At 57.3% G+C, this 19,065-nt stretch carries 16 protein-coding genes; 8 read left to right on the plus strand and 8 right to left on the minus strand.

What is annotated here, in order from left to right:
• Window positions 1–13: 13 nt before the first annotated feature.
• From rng to ACGK9W_RS10165, 5 genes are all read right to left on the minus strand, one after another.
• Entirely contained in the window at window positions 14–1,495 is a 1,482-nt protein-coding gene (gene rng / locus ACGK9W_RS10145; protein WP_053112677.1) for a ribonuclease G, read from the minus strand.
• Window positions 1,492–2,097, minus strand: coding sequence for a nucleoside triphosphate pyrophosphatase (locus ACGK9W_RS10150; RefSeq protein ID WP_053112678.1), 606 nt, complete (start codon window positions 2,095–2,097; stop codon window positions 1,492–1,494). Before ACGK9W_RS10150 ends, rng begins: the two co-directional genes overlap by 4 nt.
• 2 nt (window positions 2,098–2,099) lie before the next feature.
• Window positions 2,100–2,576 carry a rod shape-determining protein MreD gene (gene mreD, locus ACGK9W_RS10155; RefSeq protein WP_053112679.1) on the minus strand — a complete coding sequence of 159 codons (477 nt, stop codon included), beginning with the start codon at window positions 2,574–2,576 and terminating at the stop codon, window positions 2,100–2,102.
• Window positions 2,576–3,409 (minus strand): rod shape-determining protein MreC, encoded by an 834-nt coding sequence (gene mreC / locus ACGK9W_RS10160; RefSeq protein WP_405421036.1) that lies wholly within the window; start codon window positions 3,407–3,409, stop codon window positions 2,576–2,578. Before mreC ends, mreD begins: the two co-directional genes overlap by 1 nt.
• 92 nt (window positions 3,410–3,501) lie before the next feature.
• Window positions 3,502–4,542 carry a rod shape-determining protein gene (locus tag ACGK9W_RS10165; protein ID WP_008170134.1) on the minus strand — a complete coding sequence of 347 codons (1,041 nt, stop codon included), beginning with the start codon at window positions 4,540–4,542 and terminating at the stop codon, window positions 3,502–3,504.
• Window positions 4,543–4,916: 374 nt separating this feature from the next.
• Here ACGK9W_RS10165 and gatC point away from each other — a divergent pair, with 374 nt between their 5' ends.
• From gatC to gatB, 3 genes are read left to right on the plus strand one after another with little or no spacing between them, the layout of a single operon-like run.
• The gene (gene gatC, locus ACGK9W_RS10170) at window positions 4,917–5,204 is read left to right on the plus strand and encodes an Asp-tRNA(Asn)/Glu-tRNA(Gln) amidotransferase subunit GatC (RefSeq protein WP_008170132.1); all 288 of its coding nucleotides are present in this window, start codon (window positions 4,917–4,919) and stop codon (window positions 5,202–5,204) included.
• An 11-nt stretch (window positions 5,205–5,215) separates the two neighbouring features.
• Window positions 5,216–6,673, plus strand: coding sequence for an Asp-tRNA(Asn)/Glu-tRNA(Gln) amidotransferase subunit GatA (gene gatA / locus ACGK9W_RS10175; RefSeq protein ID WP_008170131.1), 1,458 nt, complete (start codon window positions 5,216–5,218; stop codon window positions 6,671–6,673).
• 21 nt (window positions 6,674–6,694) lie between these two features.
• Complete coding sequence (gene gatB / locus ACGK9W_RS10180) at window positions 6,695–8,146, plus strand: Asp-tRNA(Asn)/Glu-tRNA(Gln) amidotransferase subunit GatB (protein WP_008170130.1); 1,452 nt, start codon at window positions 6,695–6,697, stop codon at window positions 8,144–8,146.
• 455 nt (window positions 8,147–8,601) lie between these two features.
• On the opposite strand, the gene rimO is transcribed toward gatB, so the two are convergent.
• The gene (gene rimO, locus ACGK9W_RS10185; protein ID WP_405420826.1) at window positions 8,602–9,948 is read right to left on the minus strand and encodes a 30S ribosomal protein S12 methylthiotransferase RimO; all 1,347 of its coding nucleotides are present in this window, start codon (window positions 9,946–9,948) and stop codon (window positions 8,602–8,604) included.
• Window positions 9,949–10,263: 315 nt separating this feature from the next.
• Between rimO and ACGK9W_RS10190 the strand changes: the two genes are divergently transcribed.
• The 3 genes from ACGK9W_RS10190 to cysN all read left to right on the plus strand — a co-directional run bounded on the left by ACGK9W_RS10190 (window position 10,264) and on the right by cysN (window position 13,402).
• Window positions 10,264–10,674: a PilZ domain-containing protein gene (locus ACGK9W_RS10190; protein ID WP_008170127.1), complete on the plus strand. Its 411-nt coding sequence runs from the start codon at window positions 10,264–10,266 to the stop codon at window positions 10,672–10,674.
• Window positions 10,675–10,833: 159 nt separating this feature from the next.
• A complete protein-coding gene (gene cysD, locus ACGK9W_RS10195) occupies window positions 10,834–11,742 on the plus strand; it encodes a sulfate adenylyltransferase subunit CysD (RefSeq protein WP_008170124.1) in 909 nt (302 codons plus the stop codon).
• A gap of 1 nt (window position 11,743) precedes the next feature.
• Window positions 11,744–13,402 (plus strand): sulfate adenylyltransferase subunit CysN, encoded by a 1,659-nt coding sequence (gene cysN, locus ACGK9W_RS10200; RefSeq protein WP_008170122.1) that lies wholly within the window; start codon window positions 11,744–11,746, stop codon window positions 13,400–13,402.
• Window positions 13,403–13,470: 68 nt separating this feature from the next.
• On the opposite strand, the gene ACGK9W_RS10205 is transcribed toward cysN, so the two are convergent.
• Entirely contained in the window at window positions 13,471–14,679 is a 1,209-nt protein-coding gene (locus ACGK9W_RS10205) for an alginate export family protein (RefSeq protein WP_039881807.1), read from the minus strand.
• A 612-nt stretch (window positions 14,680–15,291) separates the two neighbouring features.
• Here ACGK9W_RS10205 and ACGK9W_RS10210 point away from each other — a divergent pair.
• On the plus strand, window positions 15,292–16,308 hold the full coding sequence (locus ACGK9W_RS10210; RefSeq protein ID WP_405420830.1) for a nucleoid-associated protein: 1,017 nt from the start codon (window positions 15,292–15,294) through the stop codon (window positions 16,306–16,308).
• A 162-nt stretch (window positions 16,309–16,470) separates the two neighbouring features.
• Here the strand turns inward: ACGK9W_RS10210 and trmH are convergent, their stop codons facing one another.
• Window positions 16,471–17,208 carry a tRNA (guanosine(18)-2'-O)-methyltransferase TrmH gene (gene trmH / locus ACGK9W_RS10215; protein ID WP_008170116.1) on the minus strand — a complete coding sequence of 246 codons (738 nt, stop codon included), beginning with the start codon at window positions 17,206–17,208 and terminating at the stop codon, window positions 16,471–16,473.
• A gap of 185 nt (window positions 17,209–17,393) precedes the next feature.
• On the opposite strand from trmH, the gene miaB reads away from it, so the two are divergent.
• Complete coding sequence (gene miaB, locus ACGK9W_RS10220; RefSeq protein WP_008170114.1) at window positions 17,394–18,740, plus strand: tRNA (N6-isopentenyl adenosine(37)-C2)-methylthiotransferase MiaB; 1,347 nt, start codon at window positions 17,394–17,396, stop codon at window positions 18,738–18,740.
• The last annotated feature ends 325 nt before the right edge of the window (window positions 18,741–19,065 follow it).

Here is a 19,065-nt window from a genome sequence, read left to right on the forward strand (position 1 = left end):
CAGTTTCCCGGCATCAGAGCAGAACAACATCATACTGCTCCTGGCTGTAGAAGGGCTCCACCTGGAAGCGAATGGTCTTGCTGATGAAGGTTTCAAGATCGGCCACGTTATCGGATTCCTCATCCAGCAGGCGATCCACCACGCTCTGGGAGGCCATCACCAGATAGCTCTCGGCATCATAGGCGCGATTAACCCGGAGAATTTCCCGGAAAACCTCATAGCAAACGGTCTCGGTGGTTTTCAGAAAACCCCGTCCATCGCAGATGGGGCAAGGTTCGCAGAGCACCTGACCAAGGCTCTCGGTGGTTCGTTTGCGGGTCATTTCCACCAGGCCCAACTCGGAGACGCCGGTGATCTTGGTCTTGGCGTGATCCCGCTCCAGCATCTTCTCCAGCATCCGGTGGACCTGGCGCTGGTGCTCGGGATCTTCCATGTCGATAAAATCGATGATGATAATGCCGCCCAGGTTTCGCAGGCGCAGCTGACGACTGATGGCCCGAGCCGCTTCCAGGTTGGTCTTGAAGATGGTTTCTTCCAGATTCCGGTGCCCGACGAACGCCCCGGTATTGATATCAATCGTGGTCATGGCTTCGGTCTGGTCGATAATCACATAACCACCGGACTTGAGCTGGACCTTTCGGCTCAGGGCCTTCTGGATTTCGTCCTCGACCGAGTAGAGGTCAAATATAGGGCGCTCGCCCGGGTAGTACTCGACCTTGTCGGCAAATTCCGTAACGAACTCCTCGACAAACTCCATCACCCGCTGATGACTCTCGCGGCTGTCGATACGCACCTTTTCGGTCTGGGGCCGGATCAGGTCACGGATGGTGCGAATGAACAACGGCAGATCCTGATACACAACCGCCGGCGCCTGAACCCGGGCAATTCGCTCGTGTATGGACTGACTTAACCGGTGCAGATAAGCCATGTCGCCAATCAGATCCTCAGGTGACGCCGCTTCCGCGGCCGTCCGGATAATATAGCCGCCCTGAACATCCGGATCCTCGGCGGCGGCCTCCTCAACGAGCGTTTTCAGCCGAGCCCGCTCGGTGTCGTCCTCAATTCGCTGCGAAATACCAACGTGGCTAACGCCTGGCATAAACACCAGATACCGCGACGGAATTGAAAGCTGGGTGGTCAGGCGGGCCCCCTTTGTACCGATCGGATCCTTGGTAACCTGGACGACCAGTGACTGCCCTTCCCGAAGCAGGCTTCGAATATCGGGAACGGTTTTGGGAATATCGGCGGGCTCATCGCCATTGGACTGACTCGGAACCACATCGGACGCATGAATGAATGCGGCCCGTTCCAGACCAATATCGACGAACGCCGCTTCCATGCCCGGTAGAACGCGCACCACCTTGCCCTTGTAGATGTTGCCGACAATGCCTTTCCTGCTGGTGCGCTCTATATAGGCTTCCTGCAGCATGCCGTTTTCAACCAGGGCCACCCTCGTTTCCACCGGGGTGACGTTGATCAGAATCTCTTCGCTCATAATGTTTGGCTCTCCAGACTGCGCGGCCAGTTTTTCCAGACCGGGTAACCGGCACCAGCCAGCAATGCGGCGGTTTCCTGCAGCGGCAGACCAACCACGGCACTGTAGCTACCCCGGAGCTCATTAACAAAAATACCACCAAGGCCCTGAATTCCATAACTCCCGGCCTTGTCCATGGGTTCGCCGCTGGCCACATAGGCGTCGATCTCTGCGCTGGAAAGCTGCCTGAAACAAACTTCGGTGATGACCAGAACAGACTGGCATTGCCCTTCTGAGGCCAACGCCACGGCAGTCATGACTTGATGAGTGGCGCCGGAGAGGCGGGCCAATGTTTCCCGGGCTTCGGTGAAGTCTGACGGCTTACCGAGTATCTCGCCATCGAGCACCACCGATGTATCCGACCCAAGTACCAGGCATTCCGGTGAGGACCCAGCCACAACCAGCGCCTTCTCCCGGGCCAAACGTTCCACATAGCGTTCCGGGGATTCATCGGGCTCCGGTGTTTCGTCGATGTCCGCCGGACGAACCGAAAAATTCAGGCCGATTTGCTGCAACAGCTCCGCCCGGCGCGGCGAAGCCGAGGCGAGAATGATTGATGGCATGGCTAACCCAGTTTGCGGTTAATGTTGTCCAGCAGGATACAGAATACCGGCCATACCAGGGCGCTGGTCAGGGCCGGCCAGAGGTAGCTGAAGCCAGCATCATCAGCCCCCAGCAATTGCTTTACAAAATGCACCAGCATCTGATTGATGCCCAACAACAGGAACACCATCAGGCACTGCTGGGGCATTGGATACATGCGCAAACGCTGGTGGATAGTAAGCACCAGAAAAGCGATCAAGGCCATCGCCATGGCATTCACGCCAAGAGGCGTGGCTTCCAGCACATCCAGAAGCAGGCCCAGACACCAGGCCAGCAGGATGCCGAACTGGGCCGGAGCCCGGAATGTCCAGTAGAAAACAACCAGCCCCAACCACTCCGGGCGGAACTCGAACCAGCCCACAGGAAACAGGGAAATACTGAACACCAGGGCAACGATCACGGAAAGCACAAAGACCGGATAGCTGATTACGGACAACATCAGTCCTGCCCTCCCTGGCTGGCATCTTCGGCGACGTTGGCAGCGGATGCGTCCTCACCCTCGTCGGTTTCGATCGGCGCGGCATTTTCCGCAGGGAATACTACCAGCACCAGACGGCTCTGGTTGAGTTGCGCCTTGGGTGTGGCTTCAATGGAGACAAAAGGTTCGCCCGGCTCTTTGGATATTCGACTGACTTCCGCGACCGGGTAGCCCCTCGGAAAACGGCCACCAAGACCGGAACTGACGAGCAGGTCGCCCTCGCGAATATCCGCCGTATCCGGCACATGAACGAGATCCAGGGTATCCGTATCGCCGGTACCCAGCAGGATGGCGCGCAAACCGTTACGCACAACCTCCACCGGAACGGCGTGGCTGCTGTCGGAGACGAGCAAGACGCGGGAGGTAATCTGGCTGCTCTGCACCACCTGGCCCATCAGACCATGGGCGTCCAGAATGGCCTGGCCCGGCGACAAGCCGTCACTGCGCCCTTTGTTGATAATAATTTCGTGGGAAAAGGGATCCGGGGAGACACCGACCACCTCGCCAACGATGACGCGGTCATCCAATACTTCTGATGAGTTCATCAGGCGGCGCAGCTCGTTGTTCTCGGAAGCAAGCGCGGCGTATTTCAGGGCGCGACGCTCGAGGATCAGCAAACGAGCCCGGAGATCTTCATTCTCTTCCTGAAGATCCTGTTTATTTTCAAACAGCCCGGCGAACCAGTCGGAAAATTCGTAGGGCGCATTCCCCAGCCAGTACACGGGTGCCAGACCGGTTGCAATGGTACTTCGCACCGTTGAGAGCTTGTCGAAACGCGCATCGGCAACCACCAGGGCTGCCGATACGAGAAGAACAATGAGGAGTCTGAAGCCGGGAACAGGCCCCTGGACAAAGATGGTTTTAATGGCGAGCCCTCCCCACAGGATTATCCCTCCTGGGAGAACATTCCGATGCCACCCCGGTCAATCACTTCCAGCGCCTTGCCGCCACCACGGGCCACACAGGTCAGCGGGTCTTCAGCGATAATCACCGGCAGGCCGGTTTCCTCGCTGATCAGTTTGTCCAGCCCGCGCAGCAGTGCGCCGCCGCCGGTCAGAACAATACCGCGCTCGGCAATGTCGGACGCCAGCTCGGGCGGAGACTGTTCCAGAGCACTCTTGACGGTCTGAACGATCTGCGCCAGGGATTCCTGCAGCGCGTCGAGAATCTCTTCGCTGTTGAGGGTAAATGCCCGGGGCACACCTTCGGCGAGGTTGCGACCGCGCACATCGATCTCGCGGATTTCGAGGCCTTCGTATGCGCAACCGATTTCGTGCTTGATACGCTCGGCGGTAGAATCACCGATCAGGCTGCCGTAGTTGCGACGCACGTAGGTTACGATGGCTTCGTCGAATTTGTCACCGCCAACCCGCACAGACTCGGCGTAGACGATGCCGTTCAGGGAGATAATGGCGATTTCGGTGGTACCACCACCAATGTCCACGATCATGGAGCCGCTGGCTTCTTCAACCGGCAGACCGGCGCCGATAGCGGCTGCCATGGGTTCTTCAATAAGGAAGACTTCCCGGGCACCAGCACCGAGGGCGGATTCGCGAATGGCTTTGCGCTCTACCTGGGTGGACTTGCTGGGAACACACACCAGCACTCTCGGGCTCGGGGTAATGAAGCTGTTCTCATGCACCTTATGAATAAAGTGCTGGAGCATTTTTTCGGTTACCACAAAATCTGCAATCACGCCGTCTTTCATGGGGCGGATAGCGGTGATGTTGCCCGGTGTACGGCCGAGCATGCGCTTGGCTTCAGCGCCGACAGCGGCAACCATTTTCTGAGAGTTGTTGGTGCGAATGGCCACTACCGAGGGCTCGTTCAGCACGATTCCGCGCTCACGCACGTAGATCAGGGTGTTGGCGGTGCCCAGGTCGATGGACAGATCGCTGGAGAAGATGCCTCGGAGTCTTTTTATCAACATTCGTGTAGTTTCAACCTGAGAGTTGCAGTCGCAAAGAAAAGATGCGGCAACTTTAGCAGTGAGCACCCCTGCAGGCAAGGCGCTAACGGGCCTCAAGCCTTACGGTTCACACATTTACCTTATGGGCTGGGGCCTCCCGCCATTGTTCGAATCTGTTACCATGGTCCACCTGATTTTCCGGCTTCGGTGTAGGGCCGCTCGGAGATCCCTTTTCAAAACACGCTACGAGCACGTCCATGTGCGCTTGTTTCGGGCCATCCTTGGCCCTCTACAGTTTTGAAAAGGGATCTCCGAACGTCCCCGCAGTTCAGAGCGGCCCTCTTTTTTCAAAACATTTATTAATGACATTTCATTTATCTGGGAGGCAATGCGTGACCATTTCCCGTGAGGACATTGAGAAAGTCGCTGTGCTCGCCCGCATTCGTGTGGATGACGAGCAGGTTTCGGCTCTGGAGAAGGATCTGGGCAACATCCTGGATCTGGTGGATCAGTTGGGTGCTGCCGACACCGATTCGGTTGAGCCCATGGCCCATCCGCTGAATGCAGTGCAGCGCCTGCGCGCTGACGAGGTAACCGAGACCAATCAGCGTGAGGCGTTCCAGGCGATTGCGCCGGCTACCGAGAACGGGCTTTATCTGGTTCCCAGAGTGATTGAGTGAAAGGACAAGTCATGCATAACAAATCCGTAGCAGAGCTTTCCCGGGAGCTGGAGAGCGGCCAGGTTTCCAGCGTGGAGCTGACCCAGGAGTTCCTCGACCGCATCAAGCGGGAAGATTCGAAGTACAACAGCTTTATTACCGTGACCGAAGAGCAGGCCCTGGCCGATGCCCGGGTCGCGGATGACCAGCGTGCGGCGGGGAATGCGACGCCCTGGACGGGGATCCCGTTTGCGCACAAGGACATTTTCTGTACCAACGGCGTTCGGACCACTTGCGGTTCGAAGATGTTGGAGAACTTTGTTCCGCCTTATGATGCCACCGTTACGGCGAATTTCCGCCAGGCCGGTGCGGTGTGCCTGGGCAAAACCAACATGGACGAGTTCGCCATGGGGTCGTCCAACGAGAACAGTTATTTTGGCGCAGTGACCAACCCCTGGGGCCTGAGTGAAGGCAACAAGCGGGTGCCGGGCGGTTCGTCTGGCGGGTCGGCTGCGGCGGTTGCCGCTCGACTGATTCCGGCGGCTACCGCCACGGATACAGGCGGCTCGATCCGTCAGCCAGCGGCACTGTGTGGTGTTACTGGCCTGAAGCCCACTTATGGCCGGGTGTCCCGGTACGGGATGATTGCCTTTGCGTCTAGTCTCGACCAGGGCGGCACTATGGCTCGCACAGCAGAAGATAATGCGCTGATGCTGAATGTGATGGCAGGTTTTGATCCGAAGGACTCGACGTCTATTGACCGCGAGGTGCCGGATTACACCGCCACGCTGAACGAGCCCCTAAAAGGTTTAAGAATCGGCCTGCCCAGGGAATATTTCAGCGATCAGCTAAGCCCGGCGATGGAGCAGCAGGTTCGCAACGCAGTAAAGGAATACGAGAAACTGGGCGCCACCGTTAAAGAGGTGTCGCTGCCAAACGCGAAGCTCGCGATTGCTGCCTACTATGTAATTGCTCCAGCAGAGGCGTCCGCCAACCTGTCCCGTTTTGACGGGGTACGCTATGGCTACCGCTGCGAGGATCCCAAGGACCTGATGGATCTTTACACCCGCTCCCGCGCGGAGGGTTTTGGTGAAGAGGTGAAACGTCGGATTCTCGTGGGCACCTACGCTCTCTCTGCCGGCTATTTCGATGCCTATTATCTCAAAGCCCAGAAGGTGAGGCGGCTGATCCAGCAGGATTTCATCAATGCCTTCAAGGAAGTGGATGTGCTGATGAGCCCCACCACGCCCTCGCCGGCATTTATTCAGGGTGAAAAAACCAGCGATCCTGTGACCATGTACCTGGAAGACGTATTCACCATCGCCATCAACCTGGCGGGTGTACCGGCCATGTCGGTACCGGCCGGTTTCGTGGACGGTCTCCCGGTGGGTCTTCAGATAATCGGGGATTATTTCTCCGAGGCCCGTTTGCTGAACGCCGCCCATCAATTCCAGCAGGTGACCGACTGGCACCAGCGTGAACCGCAATAAGCCCGGGACAGGAGAACGACTATGCAGTGGGACATTGTGATCGGGCTGGAAATTCACGTTCAGCTCGCCACCAAGACCAAGATTTTTTCCGGCTCCAGCACCTCTTACGGCGCCGAGCCCAACACCCAGGCCAACGCGGTTGACCTGGCCATGCCCGGCACTCTGCCGGTGCCTAATGAGCAGGCGTTCCGCTATGCGGTGATGTTTGGCCTGGCCGTGAACGCCCAGATCGAGCGCCGTTCGGTATTCGAGCGGAAGAACTACTTTTACCCGGACCTGCCCAAGGGCTACCAGACCACCCAGCTGGAGCGCCCGATTGTCGGCCCCGGTTTCGTGGACATTGATCTGCCGAACGGTGAGACCAAGCGCGTTCGCATTCACCACGCCCACCTGGAAGAGGATGCCGGCAAATCCCTGCATGAGGATTTCCACGGCATGACCGGCGTGGATCTCAACCGGGCCGGCACACCGCTCATTGAGGTGGTCACCGAACCGGATATGAACAACGCGGAAGAAGCCGTCGCCTTCGCGAAGAAGCTGCACAGCATCGTGACATCCCTGGGCATCTGCGACGGCGACATGTCCCAAGGCTCCATGCGTTTCGACGTGAATATTTCGTTGAAACCGAAGGGGTCCGACACTCTGGGCACACGTACCGAAACCAAGAACCTGAACTCGTTCCGGTTCATGGAGCAGGCCATTGCCCACGAAGTTGAGCGGCAAATGGACGTTCTGGAAGACGGCGGCAGCATCGTGCAGGAAACCCGCCTGTATAACGGCGACCGTGACGAATCCCGCTCCATGCGCACCAAGGAAGAAGCCAACGACTACCGCTACTTCCCCTGCCCGGACCTGCTGCCGGTAGAAATCGATGATTCCTTCATTGAAGAAGCCCGCAACAGTCTCCCGGAACTGCCGGACGCCCGCAAAGTCCGCTTTATGGACCATTACGGCCTGAACGACTACGACGCCAGCCTGCTCAGCGGCGACTCAAAACTGGCCACGTTCTTTGAAGAAGCGGCCAGCCAGGGCAAAGACGCAAAGCTGGTCGCCAACTGGATCCAGGGCGAATTCTCTGCGCGCCTGAATGCAGAGGAGAAATCGGTTGCCGATTCGCCCATCAGCGGTGCTCAGCTGGGCGATCTGGTGGTACGGATTGCCGACAATACGATTTCATCCGCCGGCGCAAAGAAGGTGTTCGAGGCGCTGTGGTCCGGTGAGAACGACAGCGTTGACGCCATCATCGATGCCAAGGGGCTGAAGCAGGTGTCTGACACCGGCGCCCTGGAAGCCATGGTAGACGAGGTTCTGGCGGGCATGCCGGATCAGGTGGCGCAGTATCAGAACGAGGAAGACCCGAAGAAGCGCAAGAAGATGCTTGGGGGTTTCATGGGGCCTCTGATGAAGGCCTCCAAAGGTCAGGGGAATCCCAAGCTGTTTAATGAGATTCTTGTTCGCAAGCTTGGGGGGTGACCCTTTTGGCTTGGGTCGTGGTTTCTGACTGCGGCCCTAGCCTGCTAGCTTGGGGGGACTGCCATGGTGGGTAGAGCCTCCCAAAAAACGCCCGTGAATACATCCCTGTAGGGCTTCGTCGCGCCATCCCTGGCGCTCCAGATTTTTGGGAGGCTCTACCCACCACGGCACTCGAGCTGGCGGCGTGCCCTCGCGAAGACAGGCCATCAAAACAAAATGATAGGTCGGATTACGGCTTCACCTGATCCGACCTACTGACCTTGTTTATCCGGCCCGATTGCTCCCTATCCCTGAAGATTCTGAGGCCTTGGCGGGGTGTGACTCCCAAAAATGTCGGCGGCCATGGATGGCCGACGCCAAGCGCACATGGATGTGCTCGTAGCGGTTTTTGGGAGGCACACCCCGCCGAGGCCTACCCCCAAATTCGGCAGGCTAGGTGCCCAAGCCGGAAGCCATCAAAGAAGCCGAGCCCAAAGATCATGCTCATCGGCATGCTCAACAACCGCCTGAACAATCTCACCCGGAACAAGGTCGGTCTCGTCGTTAAGGTAAACCATACCGTCAATCTCCGGCGCGTCTGCCTTGGAGCGACCAATGGCGCCTTCCTCGTCGACCTCGTCAATCAGCACATCAATCGTCTGGCCGATTTTGGCCTGTAGGCGGGCTGCTGAAATCTCTGCCTGTTTTTCCATGAAACGGGCCAGGCGCTCTTCTTTGACTTCCTCGGGAACCGCACCTTCCAGTTCGTTGGCTTTGGCGCCTTCCACCGGGCTGTATTTGAACGCGCCAACACGATCCAGTTGAGCCTCGTCGAGCCAGTCCAGCAGGTACTGGAAGTCCTCCTCGGTTTCACCGGGGAAGCCGACGATGAAGGTGGAGCGGATGGTGAGCTCGGGGCAGATCTCACGCCATTTGCGGATGCGCTCCAGAGTTTTGCTGTCGTGGGCCGGGCGCTTCATGGCCTTGAGTACTCTCGGGCTGGCGTGCTGGAACGGGATGTCCAGGTACGGCAGGATTTTTCCCTCGGCCATCAGCGGAATGATGTCGTCGACATGGGGATAGGGGTAAACGTAGTGCAGGCGAACCCACACGCCCATTTCGCCGAGCGCTTCACACAGTGACTGCATCTTGGTCTTGAGCGGCCGCCCCTGCCAGAAGCCGGTGCGGTATTTGGTGTCGACGCCGTAGGCGGAGGTGTCCTGGGAGATGACCAACAGCTCTTTTACACCGGCATCCACCAGGCGCTGGGCTTCGTCCATTACATCGCCAATGGGCCGGCTGACCAGATCACCGCGCATGGAGGGGATGATGCAGAAGGTGCAGCGATGGTTACAACCTTCGGAGATCTTGAGGTAGGCGTAGTGCCGGGGGGTCAGTTTGATTCCCTGCGGCGGAACCAGATCGGTGAACGGATCGTGCTGCTTTTTCTGCGGAACGAACTCGTGAACCGCGCCGACCACTTCTTCATAGGCGTGGGGGCCGGAAACCGCCAGAACACCAGGGTGAGTATCGCGAATCTTGTCGGCCTCTACACCCATACAACCGGTGACAATCACCTTGCCGTTCTCGCTGATGGCCTCACCGATCGCATCCAGCGACTCCTGTTTGGCGGCATCGATAAATCCGCAGGTGTTGACCACAACAATGTCAGCGTCGTCATAGGTCGGCACAACATCGTAGCCGTCCAGCCTGAGCTGCGTGAGAATGCGCTCGGAGTCGACGAGAGCCTTGGGACAACCGAGGCTGATGAAACCGACTTTGCCGTTGCCGGACGAGGCAGGGGTCTGGGTGTTATCTGTCATAGAAGGCTTGGAATTCCCGGAGCTCAGCGCGAGCCCACAAATGAATGAAGGGCTATATTTTACACCAGCTCAGGGACCGCCTGCAGCAAAAGTCCGACGAGTATTGGAACGGATGGAAACTGACGGACGTCAAAATTTGTGACGTCTTGTTCAGAAAGATTTAACAAATCTGCCACTATAGGCGGCAGGCTTCTTGCTGATCACAAAGTAAACAACTACACTTTCATTCGCTTATCATGCGTTTAAGTGTTTTTCTGGAAGGGATTTATGGGAAAGGCAGCATCATTCGCAACCAGACACGCCAGAAGAGTCAACATGAAACCTGTCGCCGCCAAATTGAATTTGCGCAACCAACAGCGAGTGGACGTAGCCACCGACATTACTATTGAGAAATCGGACGGCTGCTGCCTGACCTGTTCGGTATCCAATCTCTCCCGCACGGGCGTTATGATTTCCTGTAATCAGGAAACGGTGAAACAACTCATTCCCGAGCAAAAGGCCCCGGCTCCAGGACACTGGATTGCCGTGAAGACCCGATTCTCCGTGCCGGTGGTTGCAACGCAACCGGTTTCCATTATTGCCGACGGCAACATCGTTCACATGCGACGCATCGCAAGGGACGAATTTCAGCTGGGCATCCAGTTCGCTGAGTTTGAAGGTAACGGCTTCGATTACGTCGATCGCTACGTTGCCAAGTTGCTGGCCGACTCCCGCAATCCGGCCTGAACGTCACCGTCTGCTCACTCACGGTCAGAGCCTGCCACTGCTATATTGTTATAACGCCAATTTCTAGTTGGGCGTCTTCTTATGCCCTTACCCCCTCTGGTATAGTTGCCGTATTCATTCGCACAGCCAACACGGCCCGCACGGCGGCAACGGATTATCATGACCACATATAACCTCACGCACCTGAAACAGCTGGAAGCGGAAAGCATCCACATCATCCGGGAAGTGGCAGCCGAGTTCGACAATCCGGTAATGCTGTATTCCATCGGCAAGGACTCCGCGGTAATGCTGCACCTGGCCCGCAAGGCCTTTTATCCGGGTAAACCGCCCTTCCCTCTCATGCACGTGGACACCACCTGGAAATTCCGGGATATGATCAACTTCCGGGACCGCAAGGTGAAGGAATACGGTCTGGACCTGATCGTTCACAAGAACGAGGACGGCATCAGACAGGGCATTGGCCCATTCACTCACGGCAGTGCCAAGCACACCGACGTAATGAAAACCCAGGCCCTCAAGCAAGCCCTGGACAAGTACAAGTTTGATGCGGCGTTCGGCGGCGCCCGCCGGGACGAAGAAAAATCCCGTGCCAAGGAGCGTGTCTATTCCTTCCGCGACGAATACCACCGCTGGGACCCCAAGAACCAACGTCCTGAACTCTGGAACATCTACAACGGCAAGATCAACAAGGGCGAAAGCATTCGGGTATTCCCGCTGTCCAACTGGACCGAGCTGGATATCTGGCAGTACATCTACCTGGAAAATATCGAGATCGTTCCCCTTTACTACTCCGCGGTGCGCCCGGTGGTTGAGCGCGACGGCACCCTGATCATGGTGGACGATGACCGAATGCCGCTGAAAGAAGGCGAGAAGCCGATGATGAAATCCATCCGCTTCCGCACCCTCGGCTGCTACCCGTTAACCGGCGCCATTGAATCCGAAGCCACCACGTTGCCGGAGATCATCCAGGAAATGCTGCTGGCCACCAGTTCCGAGCGTCAGGGTCGCGTTATCGACCATGATTCAGCCGGCTCCATGGAACAGAAAAAGCGGGAAGGGTACTTCTAAGATGTCACACCAGTCTGATCTGATTGCGGAAGATATTCAGGCCTACCTGAAACAGCACGAAAACAAGGAACTCCTGCGCCTGCTCACCTGCGGCAGCGTGGACGACGGCAAGAGCACGCTGATTGGTCGCCTGCTGCATGACACCAAGATGATCTATGAAGATCACATGGCCAGCCTGAAAACCGACAGTGCCAAGATGGGCACCACCGGCGAGAAGCTGGACCTGGCCCTGCTGGTAGACGGCCTGCAGGCGGAGCGCGAACAGGGCATCACCATTGATGTTGCCTACCGGTATTTCTCCACCGACAAGCGCAAGTTCATCATCGCCGACACTCCGGGCCACGAGCAGTATACCCGCAACATGGCCACCGGCGCGTCCACGGCGCAGGTGGCGATCCTGATGATCGATGCCCGCCACGGTGTGCTGACCCAGACCCGCCGGCATTCCTACATTGCCTCGCTGTTGGGCATCCGCCACATTGTGGTCGCCATCAACAAGATGGATCTGGTGGATTTCAGCGAAGAGCGCTTCAACGAGATCCGGGACGACTATCTGGCGTTTGCCGCCAAACTGGGCCTGAAGGACATCCGCTTCGTGCCGATTTCCGCCCTGGAAGGCGATAACGTGGTGAACAAGAGCGAGCACACCCCCTGGTTCACCGGCCAGCCGCTGATGGAAATCCTGGAAACCGTGGAAGTCGGTCGGGACAAGAACCTGGAGCATTTCCGCTTCCCGGTTCAGTACGTAACCCGCCCGAACCTGAACTTTCGCGGCTTCTGCGGCACCATCGCCTCCGGCGTGATCCGCCCGGGCGAGAAAATCATGGCGCTGCCCTCCCGGCGCACCAGCACGGTGAAAGAGGTGGTAACCTTCGACGGCAACCTTGAAGAAGCCTATATCGACCAGGCGATCACCCTCACGCTGACCGACGAAATCGACGTCAGCCGTGGCGACATGCTGGTAAAAGCGGAAGATGAGCCTGAAGTGGGCAACCGTTTCCTCGCCAACATCGTCTGGATGACCGACGCGCCGCTGGAAACCGGTCGCCTCTATGACATCAAGCTGGGCCCCACCTTCTCATCGGCCACGGTGAGAAAGATTCAGCATCAGACAGACGTAAACACGCTGGAAAAACGGGAAAACCCTCCGGAACTGAACTTGAACGAAATCGGCCTGTGCGAACTGACCCTGAGCCAACCCGTTGCGTTCGATCCTTATCCCAACAACCACGCAACCGGCAGTTTTATCGTTATCGACCGGCTGAGCAACGTGACCATCGGCGCGGGCATGATCGCAGGAACCTCGGAAACGGTGGAATCGCTGGACCCGGTCAGCGCTGACGAGCGCCGGCGTCGTCTGGCCCAGAAGCCTGCCATCATCGCGTGCAATGGCAAGCAGGCAGCGGCCCTGGCCTTGTCCCTGGAACGGGCGCTGTTTGATCAGGGTAAAACGTCCATCGTGCTCAGCGAAGACAACGCCGGCACTGTCGATGATCGCCGCCGCTTCGCACAGGTCATCAGCGCCCACGGCGTCATCGCGATTGCGGCAAAGCTCGGCTCGGACATCGCCTCGGCTTCCATCTGCGCAGACGACAGTGAAGAAATCGCAGGCGCGGTCAGCAAACTGGTGCAAGACCTGGTGCGCAACAAGCGAATCTGAGCCGAATGACGGATGAAAGGCCCCCGCTGGCAGTGGACGCCGCCGGGGCTTTTTTTCGGATATCAGCCTCAGAACTTGGCGGCCAGAGTCAGCCAGAGCTTGTCAGTATCCACTTTTCCGGTTGCTGCATCTCCGGCCATGTAGCGAGCGTATTTAATACCTGCTGAGTAGTTCTCCGCAAACTTGCGCTGATAGACCACATCAACCTCGCTACCCAAGTCACTGGCACCGCCAGGCGAGTCACTGGCCCTGAAGTCATGATATTTAAGGGTCAGGCCGCCGCCCGCCACGGGTGCCTTTACGCTGAGCGACGCGTCTTCCAACCCGACCAGCGGGGTGTTCAGAAACTGGTCAGCCCAGCCGTTCTGACCGTGCAGGGTTGCCAGTGGTGTAGAGAAGCCGTAGTTGCCATTATCCGACCCAAGGACTTCAAGTCCCGCTGAAACAATGACGCCCGCGATATCAATGCCCGCATTCAGTTTGTAATACTCGGCATCAAAATCAGCACCGCCCGATTCTGCCTCCTGGATCGCATATTCGGCTTCGTAGATTATCCCCAGCGGCTCAAGGTCATACCCGCCAACATAACGAAGCCCGACGGTGTCGAGCGAGTTGTCAACGCCTTCATCAATTTCCAGCAGATAGGCATAGCCGGTCAGCTTGCCGAGGGGTGTTTGGTAGGCAACGTTGACTATGTGATCCTTGGATGGCAGGTCCTGGCTCTCGGCAAAGATGCGGTTGCGCTGACTCAGGAAGGCGTAGTCGATTGCGAGGTTGGTTGACGGGGTGTAAGTCAGGCGGGCCGCATCAAACGTCTGGCGATCCTGGCGCCAGCCAACGTCGCCAATAAACCGGTGATTGTCGTAAGTTATCACCTGACGCCCCAACCGACCGGTTATATCTCCGAACCTGTACTGAAGGTAAGCCTGGTCCAGCTCTGTTGTCTCGGGATCGGCAATAACAGAGTAATTTGGATTCTTCCCCAGCGTGTCGTTGTAGTCGTCAAGCCCAGCCACGTTCCGAACGTCCTCAAACTCGACAAGCCCGGATAACCCATTGTAATCCGCAGTACGATAGCCAAGGCGGGTTCGCAAAGTTACGCTTTCCGCGTCCCTGAGTGCATTGTCCTGTTGCACCTGTTCGAAACGCAAGCGAAGATCTCCGTATACCTCGCCCTTACTCAGGGCTTCATGAAACCCGGTCTGTGCGGCCTGCACCGAGCCACCCATCAGGGCAATCGCTATCGCCAATCCGGCCTTTTTCATTACACATTGCATCGCAGTTCTCCGTTTCTGTTAAACTGACTGGTCAAGAGGAGACCGAAGAAAAATTCCGAGCCGCCTCACTGGCCATTTGCCAAAAAAAAAAGCGCCTATTGAACCGAAGAAATCTCCGGGCCAATAAGCGCTTTTGCTTGAGTGACTTATTCCACGAGAATTGTGTCGCACGACACAACGCGACTCTTCCCGCTGACCTGAACCATAAGCATGGATTGCGCCAATTCTTGTTCAGGCCTTTACTCTGGCGCTTCCGACCCTTTCCCAACCTCTGCGGGGTAGCCCTGCCAAGCCTGAAAACTGCCCCTTATTCAGGCACAGGCACAGACATGGAGCAGTCAAAGTGCGGGTCCCGAAGGCGGCTTCAGAGCTGAAAAGGCGATATTGCGGAATTCTCACGTGTCAAAATCGGCTTTGAACGATAATGCATCAGGATGGGTGGAAATTTGGATTTCCGCGTTTTTCATAATAAGCTGCCGCTCCTTGGACTATGGCCTTCTCTCCCATATCACTCACTGCGCAACCCATTGGATTTGACTGGCTTTACCATCCCGATGAAACGCTCATCATGGAGGCCTTTCAGTCAGGACAACGGCAACAGGGTAATTAACCATGGCAATCAAACACCTGAGGTCTGCCTTTTTTACGCATTTCCAGCCGGACCAGGCAGCCCATCTCAGTGCCGGAGACTCTCTGAGGGAGCCCGGTGGCGACTACGAGGGCCTGCACAAGCAGATGAAGCGGCTGTTTAACAGCAAGCCCGGCAAGAAATACGGACGGTTTTCCGAGGACCTGGGTGAGTGCCCGCTCAGTGCCTGGCTGAAAGACTACCTGGAAGACAGGCAAACCTTCGGCGCCATGACCGATCGCCTGTTCGGGCAGTGGCAGGAGCTGCTGACCGGCAGCCAGGAGGAGTTTGATGGCCACCTGATGATCGTGCATGACGCACTGGCCGACTCAGAGGTGGTTTATCTCTTTATCCTGGAGAACGACAGCGCCATGCGGTTTGATGGCCGTGAGTCACTGGATGCTACGGATGTGCTGAGTTTGTCCAGACTGAATCTGGCGGTTCGCATTGAGCTGGACGACTGGCGCGGCAACAACCCGGCGGAAAACTACCTGACACTGGTCCACGGCCGCGGCACCGGCGAGCCAGGAGAGCTGTTTATCCGTTTGTGCGGGTTTACCAATCAGGTGGATGTGGAAAAGGAAACCATGACCTTCCTGGATGCGGTGGAAGCTTTTGCCAAGTCCTCCGAGCCCGAGAAAGCCGGAGAGGTTCGCAACAAGGCCTATGAGTTCTGTAAGGAGCAGCATGCCCTGGGCGAGCCGGTCGAAATCGAGGCATTGTCCGGCTACCTAGACGAGAGTGAGCCGCAACGCTTCAAGGAGTTTGCCTCAAAAACTGCTGAACTGCCGGAAAGCGGCGTGCTGCACCCGGACCATCGGAAAGTGAAAAAGTTGGTACGGATTGCAGGCTCGGGAGGCGGAATGAGCGTGTCCTTCTCTTCCGACCTGGTAAATCAGGCGGTTTACTACGACCGTGACAAAGATGCCCTGACGATTACCCGGCTTCCCAAGGCTTTGCGGGAGCAGCTTCAGCGGTATCTTGAGGCTCGCGAGGAGTGATGGGCTCTAGCTTTTGCTAAGTAGCCTGCTCGATTTGGGGGCTGGTCCAGAGGTGGGAGGCCTTTTCTTCTGGGAAAAGCAACTCGCTTCGCTCAGACATCTTTTCCCGACAGAAAAGACCTCCCACCCCCGGACCGATCTCACAGAAGAGTAATTTTCTTTTTATTGCTCATCTGCGGTGACTTTGGGTTCGTCATCCCACCGCGGGCGATTCGCCCTTAACTTTCTTACTTCCTGCATCCAGCCCACACCGTCGACCAACTCACCCGTTTCCGGGTTTATCGGCGGGTACGGCAGGTTGCGGTCGTCACAGTAGCGTTTAACCGTGGGCTGGCACCAGCGGAACAGTAGACGGTTATACTCGTCGTCTGGCAACCGACGCTGGTCGAACATGCCGGCCAATTTTCGCTGCCTCTGCGCTTCGGACAGGATAATCGCGCAGGCCGAAGAGACGTTGAGCGACTCCACCATGCCCATCATCGGAATCACGATGTGCTCGTCGGCCTGGGCCGCCGCATCGGGGCTGACGCCATCAACCTCGTTACCCATGATCACGGTACAGGGCACCGTGTAGTCTGCCTCCCGGAAATCGATAGCCCGGTCGGAGAGCTGCGCCGCATAGAGCTTGTTGCCCTGCCCTTTCAGACTCTCGATCGCTTCGTCCATGCTCCGGTGGGTGTGGGTTGTTACCCAGTTGTAGCTGCCACCGGCGGTTTTGCGAAATGCCCGGAAGCCTTCTTTTGGCCAGACCACGTGCATGTTCGCCAAGCCAAACGCATCGCAGGAGCGGATGATGGCGGACAGATTCCGGGGCTTGTGGACCTGGTCGGTTAGGACGCTCAGGTCCGGCTGCCGGGTGTTCAGGGTTTGTTTGATTCGGGCGAGGCGTTCGGGGGTCATGATCGTGTTCGGGCTTGATTGTCGATTTAAAGAACCAAAAATAATACCACAAGCGGACTAGCAACTAGCCGAGACAAAGGTGGTTGAAGTTTAAGCACCCCGTTATAATACGCAGTTCCTTTTTGCTGGCGCCCCGTTTCAAAAACCAGTTCCCGGCGCAACATCCATCAGATTACGTGAGACCCATGGCCAAGAAGCTGTACATCAAAACCCACGGCTGTCAGATGAACGAGTATGACTCTGCCCGCATGGCAGACCTGCTCAAAACCGGTGAAACCGTCGAAATGACCGATTCACCCGATGACGCCGACATCCTGCTGCTGAACACCTGCTCCATTCGGGAAAAAGCCCAGGAGAAGGTGTTCCACCAGCTTGGCCGCTGGAAAAAGCTGAAAAGCAAAAAGCCGGAAATGATCATCGGCGTGGGTGGCTGTGTGGCTTCCCAGGAAGGCCAGGCGATCATTGACCGCGCACCCTACGTGGACATGGTCTTCGGCCCCCAGACTCTGCATCGCCTGCCGGACATGATTACCGAAGTGCGCGCCAAGGGTAACGGTGTTGGCGTGGTGGACGTCAGCTTCCCGGAAATCGAAAAATTCGACAACCTGCCCGAGCCCGGCGCAGACGGCCCTTCCGCGTTTGTTTCAATCATGGAAGGCTGCAGCAAGTATTGCACCTTCTGTGTGGTGCCCTATACCCGCGGGGAAGAAGTCAGCCGCCCGGCTGATGACGTCATCGCTGAAGTGGCCCACCTCGCCAGCCAGGGTGTTCGCGAGGTTAACCTGCTGGGCCAGAACGTGAATGCCTACCGTGGCGAAACCCACGACGGCGACAACATGGACCTGGCGGAGCTGATCGAGCTGATCGCAACCATTGATGGCATCGACCGGATCCGGTACACCACATCGCACCCGGTGGAGTTCTCTGATGCTCTCATTGAGGTCTATGAGCGCGTTCCGGAGCTGGTCAGCCATCTGCACCTGCCAGTTCAGAGCGGTTCCGACCGTATTCTGGCGGCCATGAAGCGCGGCCATACAGCCCTGGAGTACAAATCCAAACTCCGCCGCCTTCGCAAGATCCGCCCGGACATCAGCTTTTCGTCCGACTTCATCATCGGCTTCCCGGGCGAAACCGAGAAGGACTTTGAAGACACCATGAAGCTGATCAACGACATCGGCTTCGACATGTCCTTCAGCTTCGTTTACAGCGCACGGCCCGGCACGCCGGCATCAGATCTGCCGGACGATACGCCGATGGACATCAAGAAACAGCGGCTGAGCATCCTGCAGGATCGCCTGAACCAGAACGTGATGGACATCAGCCGCAAGATGGTGGGTTCTACTCAGCGGATTCTGGTGACTGGCTTGTCCAAGAAAGACCCTGGTGAGTATGCGGGGCGTACCGAGAACAACCGGATTGTGAATTTCCGGCATGAGAATCCGGAGGTTGTTGGGCACTTTATTGATGTCGATATTGTGGAGGCCTATCCCAACTCACTTCGCGGTGTGCCCGTGAATTCGGAGTTTTACTAAAGCTCGGATCCTATTCGTCTTGGGTTTGGAGTTTGGCGAGTGGTGGGGCTCCCCTCCCAAAAAACGCTACGAGCACCCGCAAGCGGGTCCAGCCAGCAATCGTAGATTGCTGTCGCTCCGCGGCACGCGAAGCTTCGCTTCTAAAGCGTTTGCTCCGCCCATGTGCGCTTGGCGTCGGCCATCCTTGGCCGCCGACATTTTTGGGAGGGGAGCCCCACCACTCTCCGTAGGCCCCAGAGCCGTCTGCCCAGTTTATGCTCCGCATTCGTAGGTTGGATTGGACGAATTCGTAATCGAGCAACATGCCTGTAACGAAGAAACCAGT

Source organism: Marinobacter flavimaris (assembly GCF_045057155.1).
GTDB classification, from domain to species: domain Bacteria; phylum Pseudomonadota; class Gammaproteobacteria; order Pseudomonadales; family Oleiphilaceae; genus Marinobacter; species Marinobacter manganoxydans.

What these genes read in the sequence shown, in the direction of transcription:
- cysN (WP_008170122.1), top strand. Translation starts at nt 11,744, where the DNA reads ATGTCACACCAGTCTGATCTGATTGCGGAAGATATTCAGGCCTACCTG.
- ACGK9W_RS10190 (WP_008170127.1), top strand. Translation starts at nt 10,264, where the DNA reads ATGAAACCTGTCGCCGCCAAATTGAATTTGCGCAACCAACAGCGAGTG.
- ACGK9W_RS10210 (WP_405420830.1), top strand. Translation starts at nt 15,292, where the DNA reads ATGGCAATCAAACACCTGAGGTCTGCCTTTTTTACGCATTTCCAGCCG.
- mreD (WP_053112679.1), bottom strand. Translation starts at nt 2,576, where the DNA reads ATGTTGTCCGTAATCAGCTATCCGGTCTTTGTGCTTTCCGTGATCGTT.
- gatA (WP_008170131.1), top strand. Translation starts at nt 5,216, where the DNA reads ATGCATAACAAATCCGTAGCAGAGCTTTCCCGGGAGCTGGAGAGCGGC.
- rimO (WP_405420826.1), bottom strand. Translation starts at nt 9,948, where the DNA reads ATGACAGATAACACCCAGACCCCTGCCTCGTCCGGCAACGGCAAAGTC.
- trmH (WP_008170116.1), bottom strand. Translation starts at nt 17,208, where the DNA reads ATGACCCCCGAACGCCTCGCCCGAATCAAACAAACCCTGAACACCCGG.
- miaB (WP_008170114.1), top strand. Translation starts at nt 17,394, where the DNA reads ATGGCCAAGAAGCTGTACATCAAAACCCACGGCTGTCAGATGAACGAG.
- ACGK9W_RS10205 (WP_039881807.1), bottom strand. Translation starts at nt 14,679, where the DNA reads ATGCAATGTGTAATGAAAAAGGCCGGATTGGCGATAGCGATTGCCCTG.
- rng (WP_053112677.1), bottom strand. Translation starts at nt 1,495, where the DNA reads ATGAGCGAAGAGATTCTGATCAACGTCACCCCGGTGGAAACGAGGGTG.
- ACGK9W_RS10150 (WP_053112678.1), bottom strand. Translation starts at nt 2,097, where the DNA reads ATGCCATCAATCATTCTCGCCTCGGCTTCGCCGCGCCGGGCGGAGCTG.
- cysD (WP_008170124.1), top strand. Translation starts at nt 10,834, where the DNA reads ATGACCACATATAACCTCACGCACCTGAAACAGCTGGAAGCGGAAAGC.
- gatB (WP_008170130.1), top strand. Translation starts at nt 6,695, where the DNA reads ATGCAGTGGGACATTGTGATCGGGCTGGAAATTCACGTTCAGCTCGCC.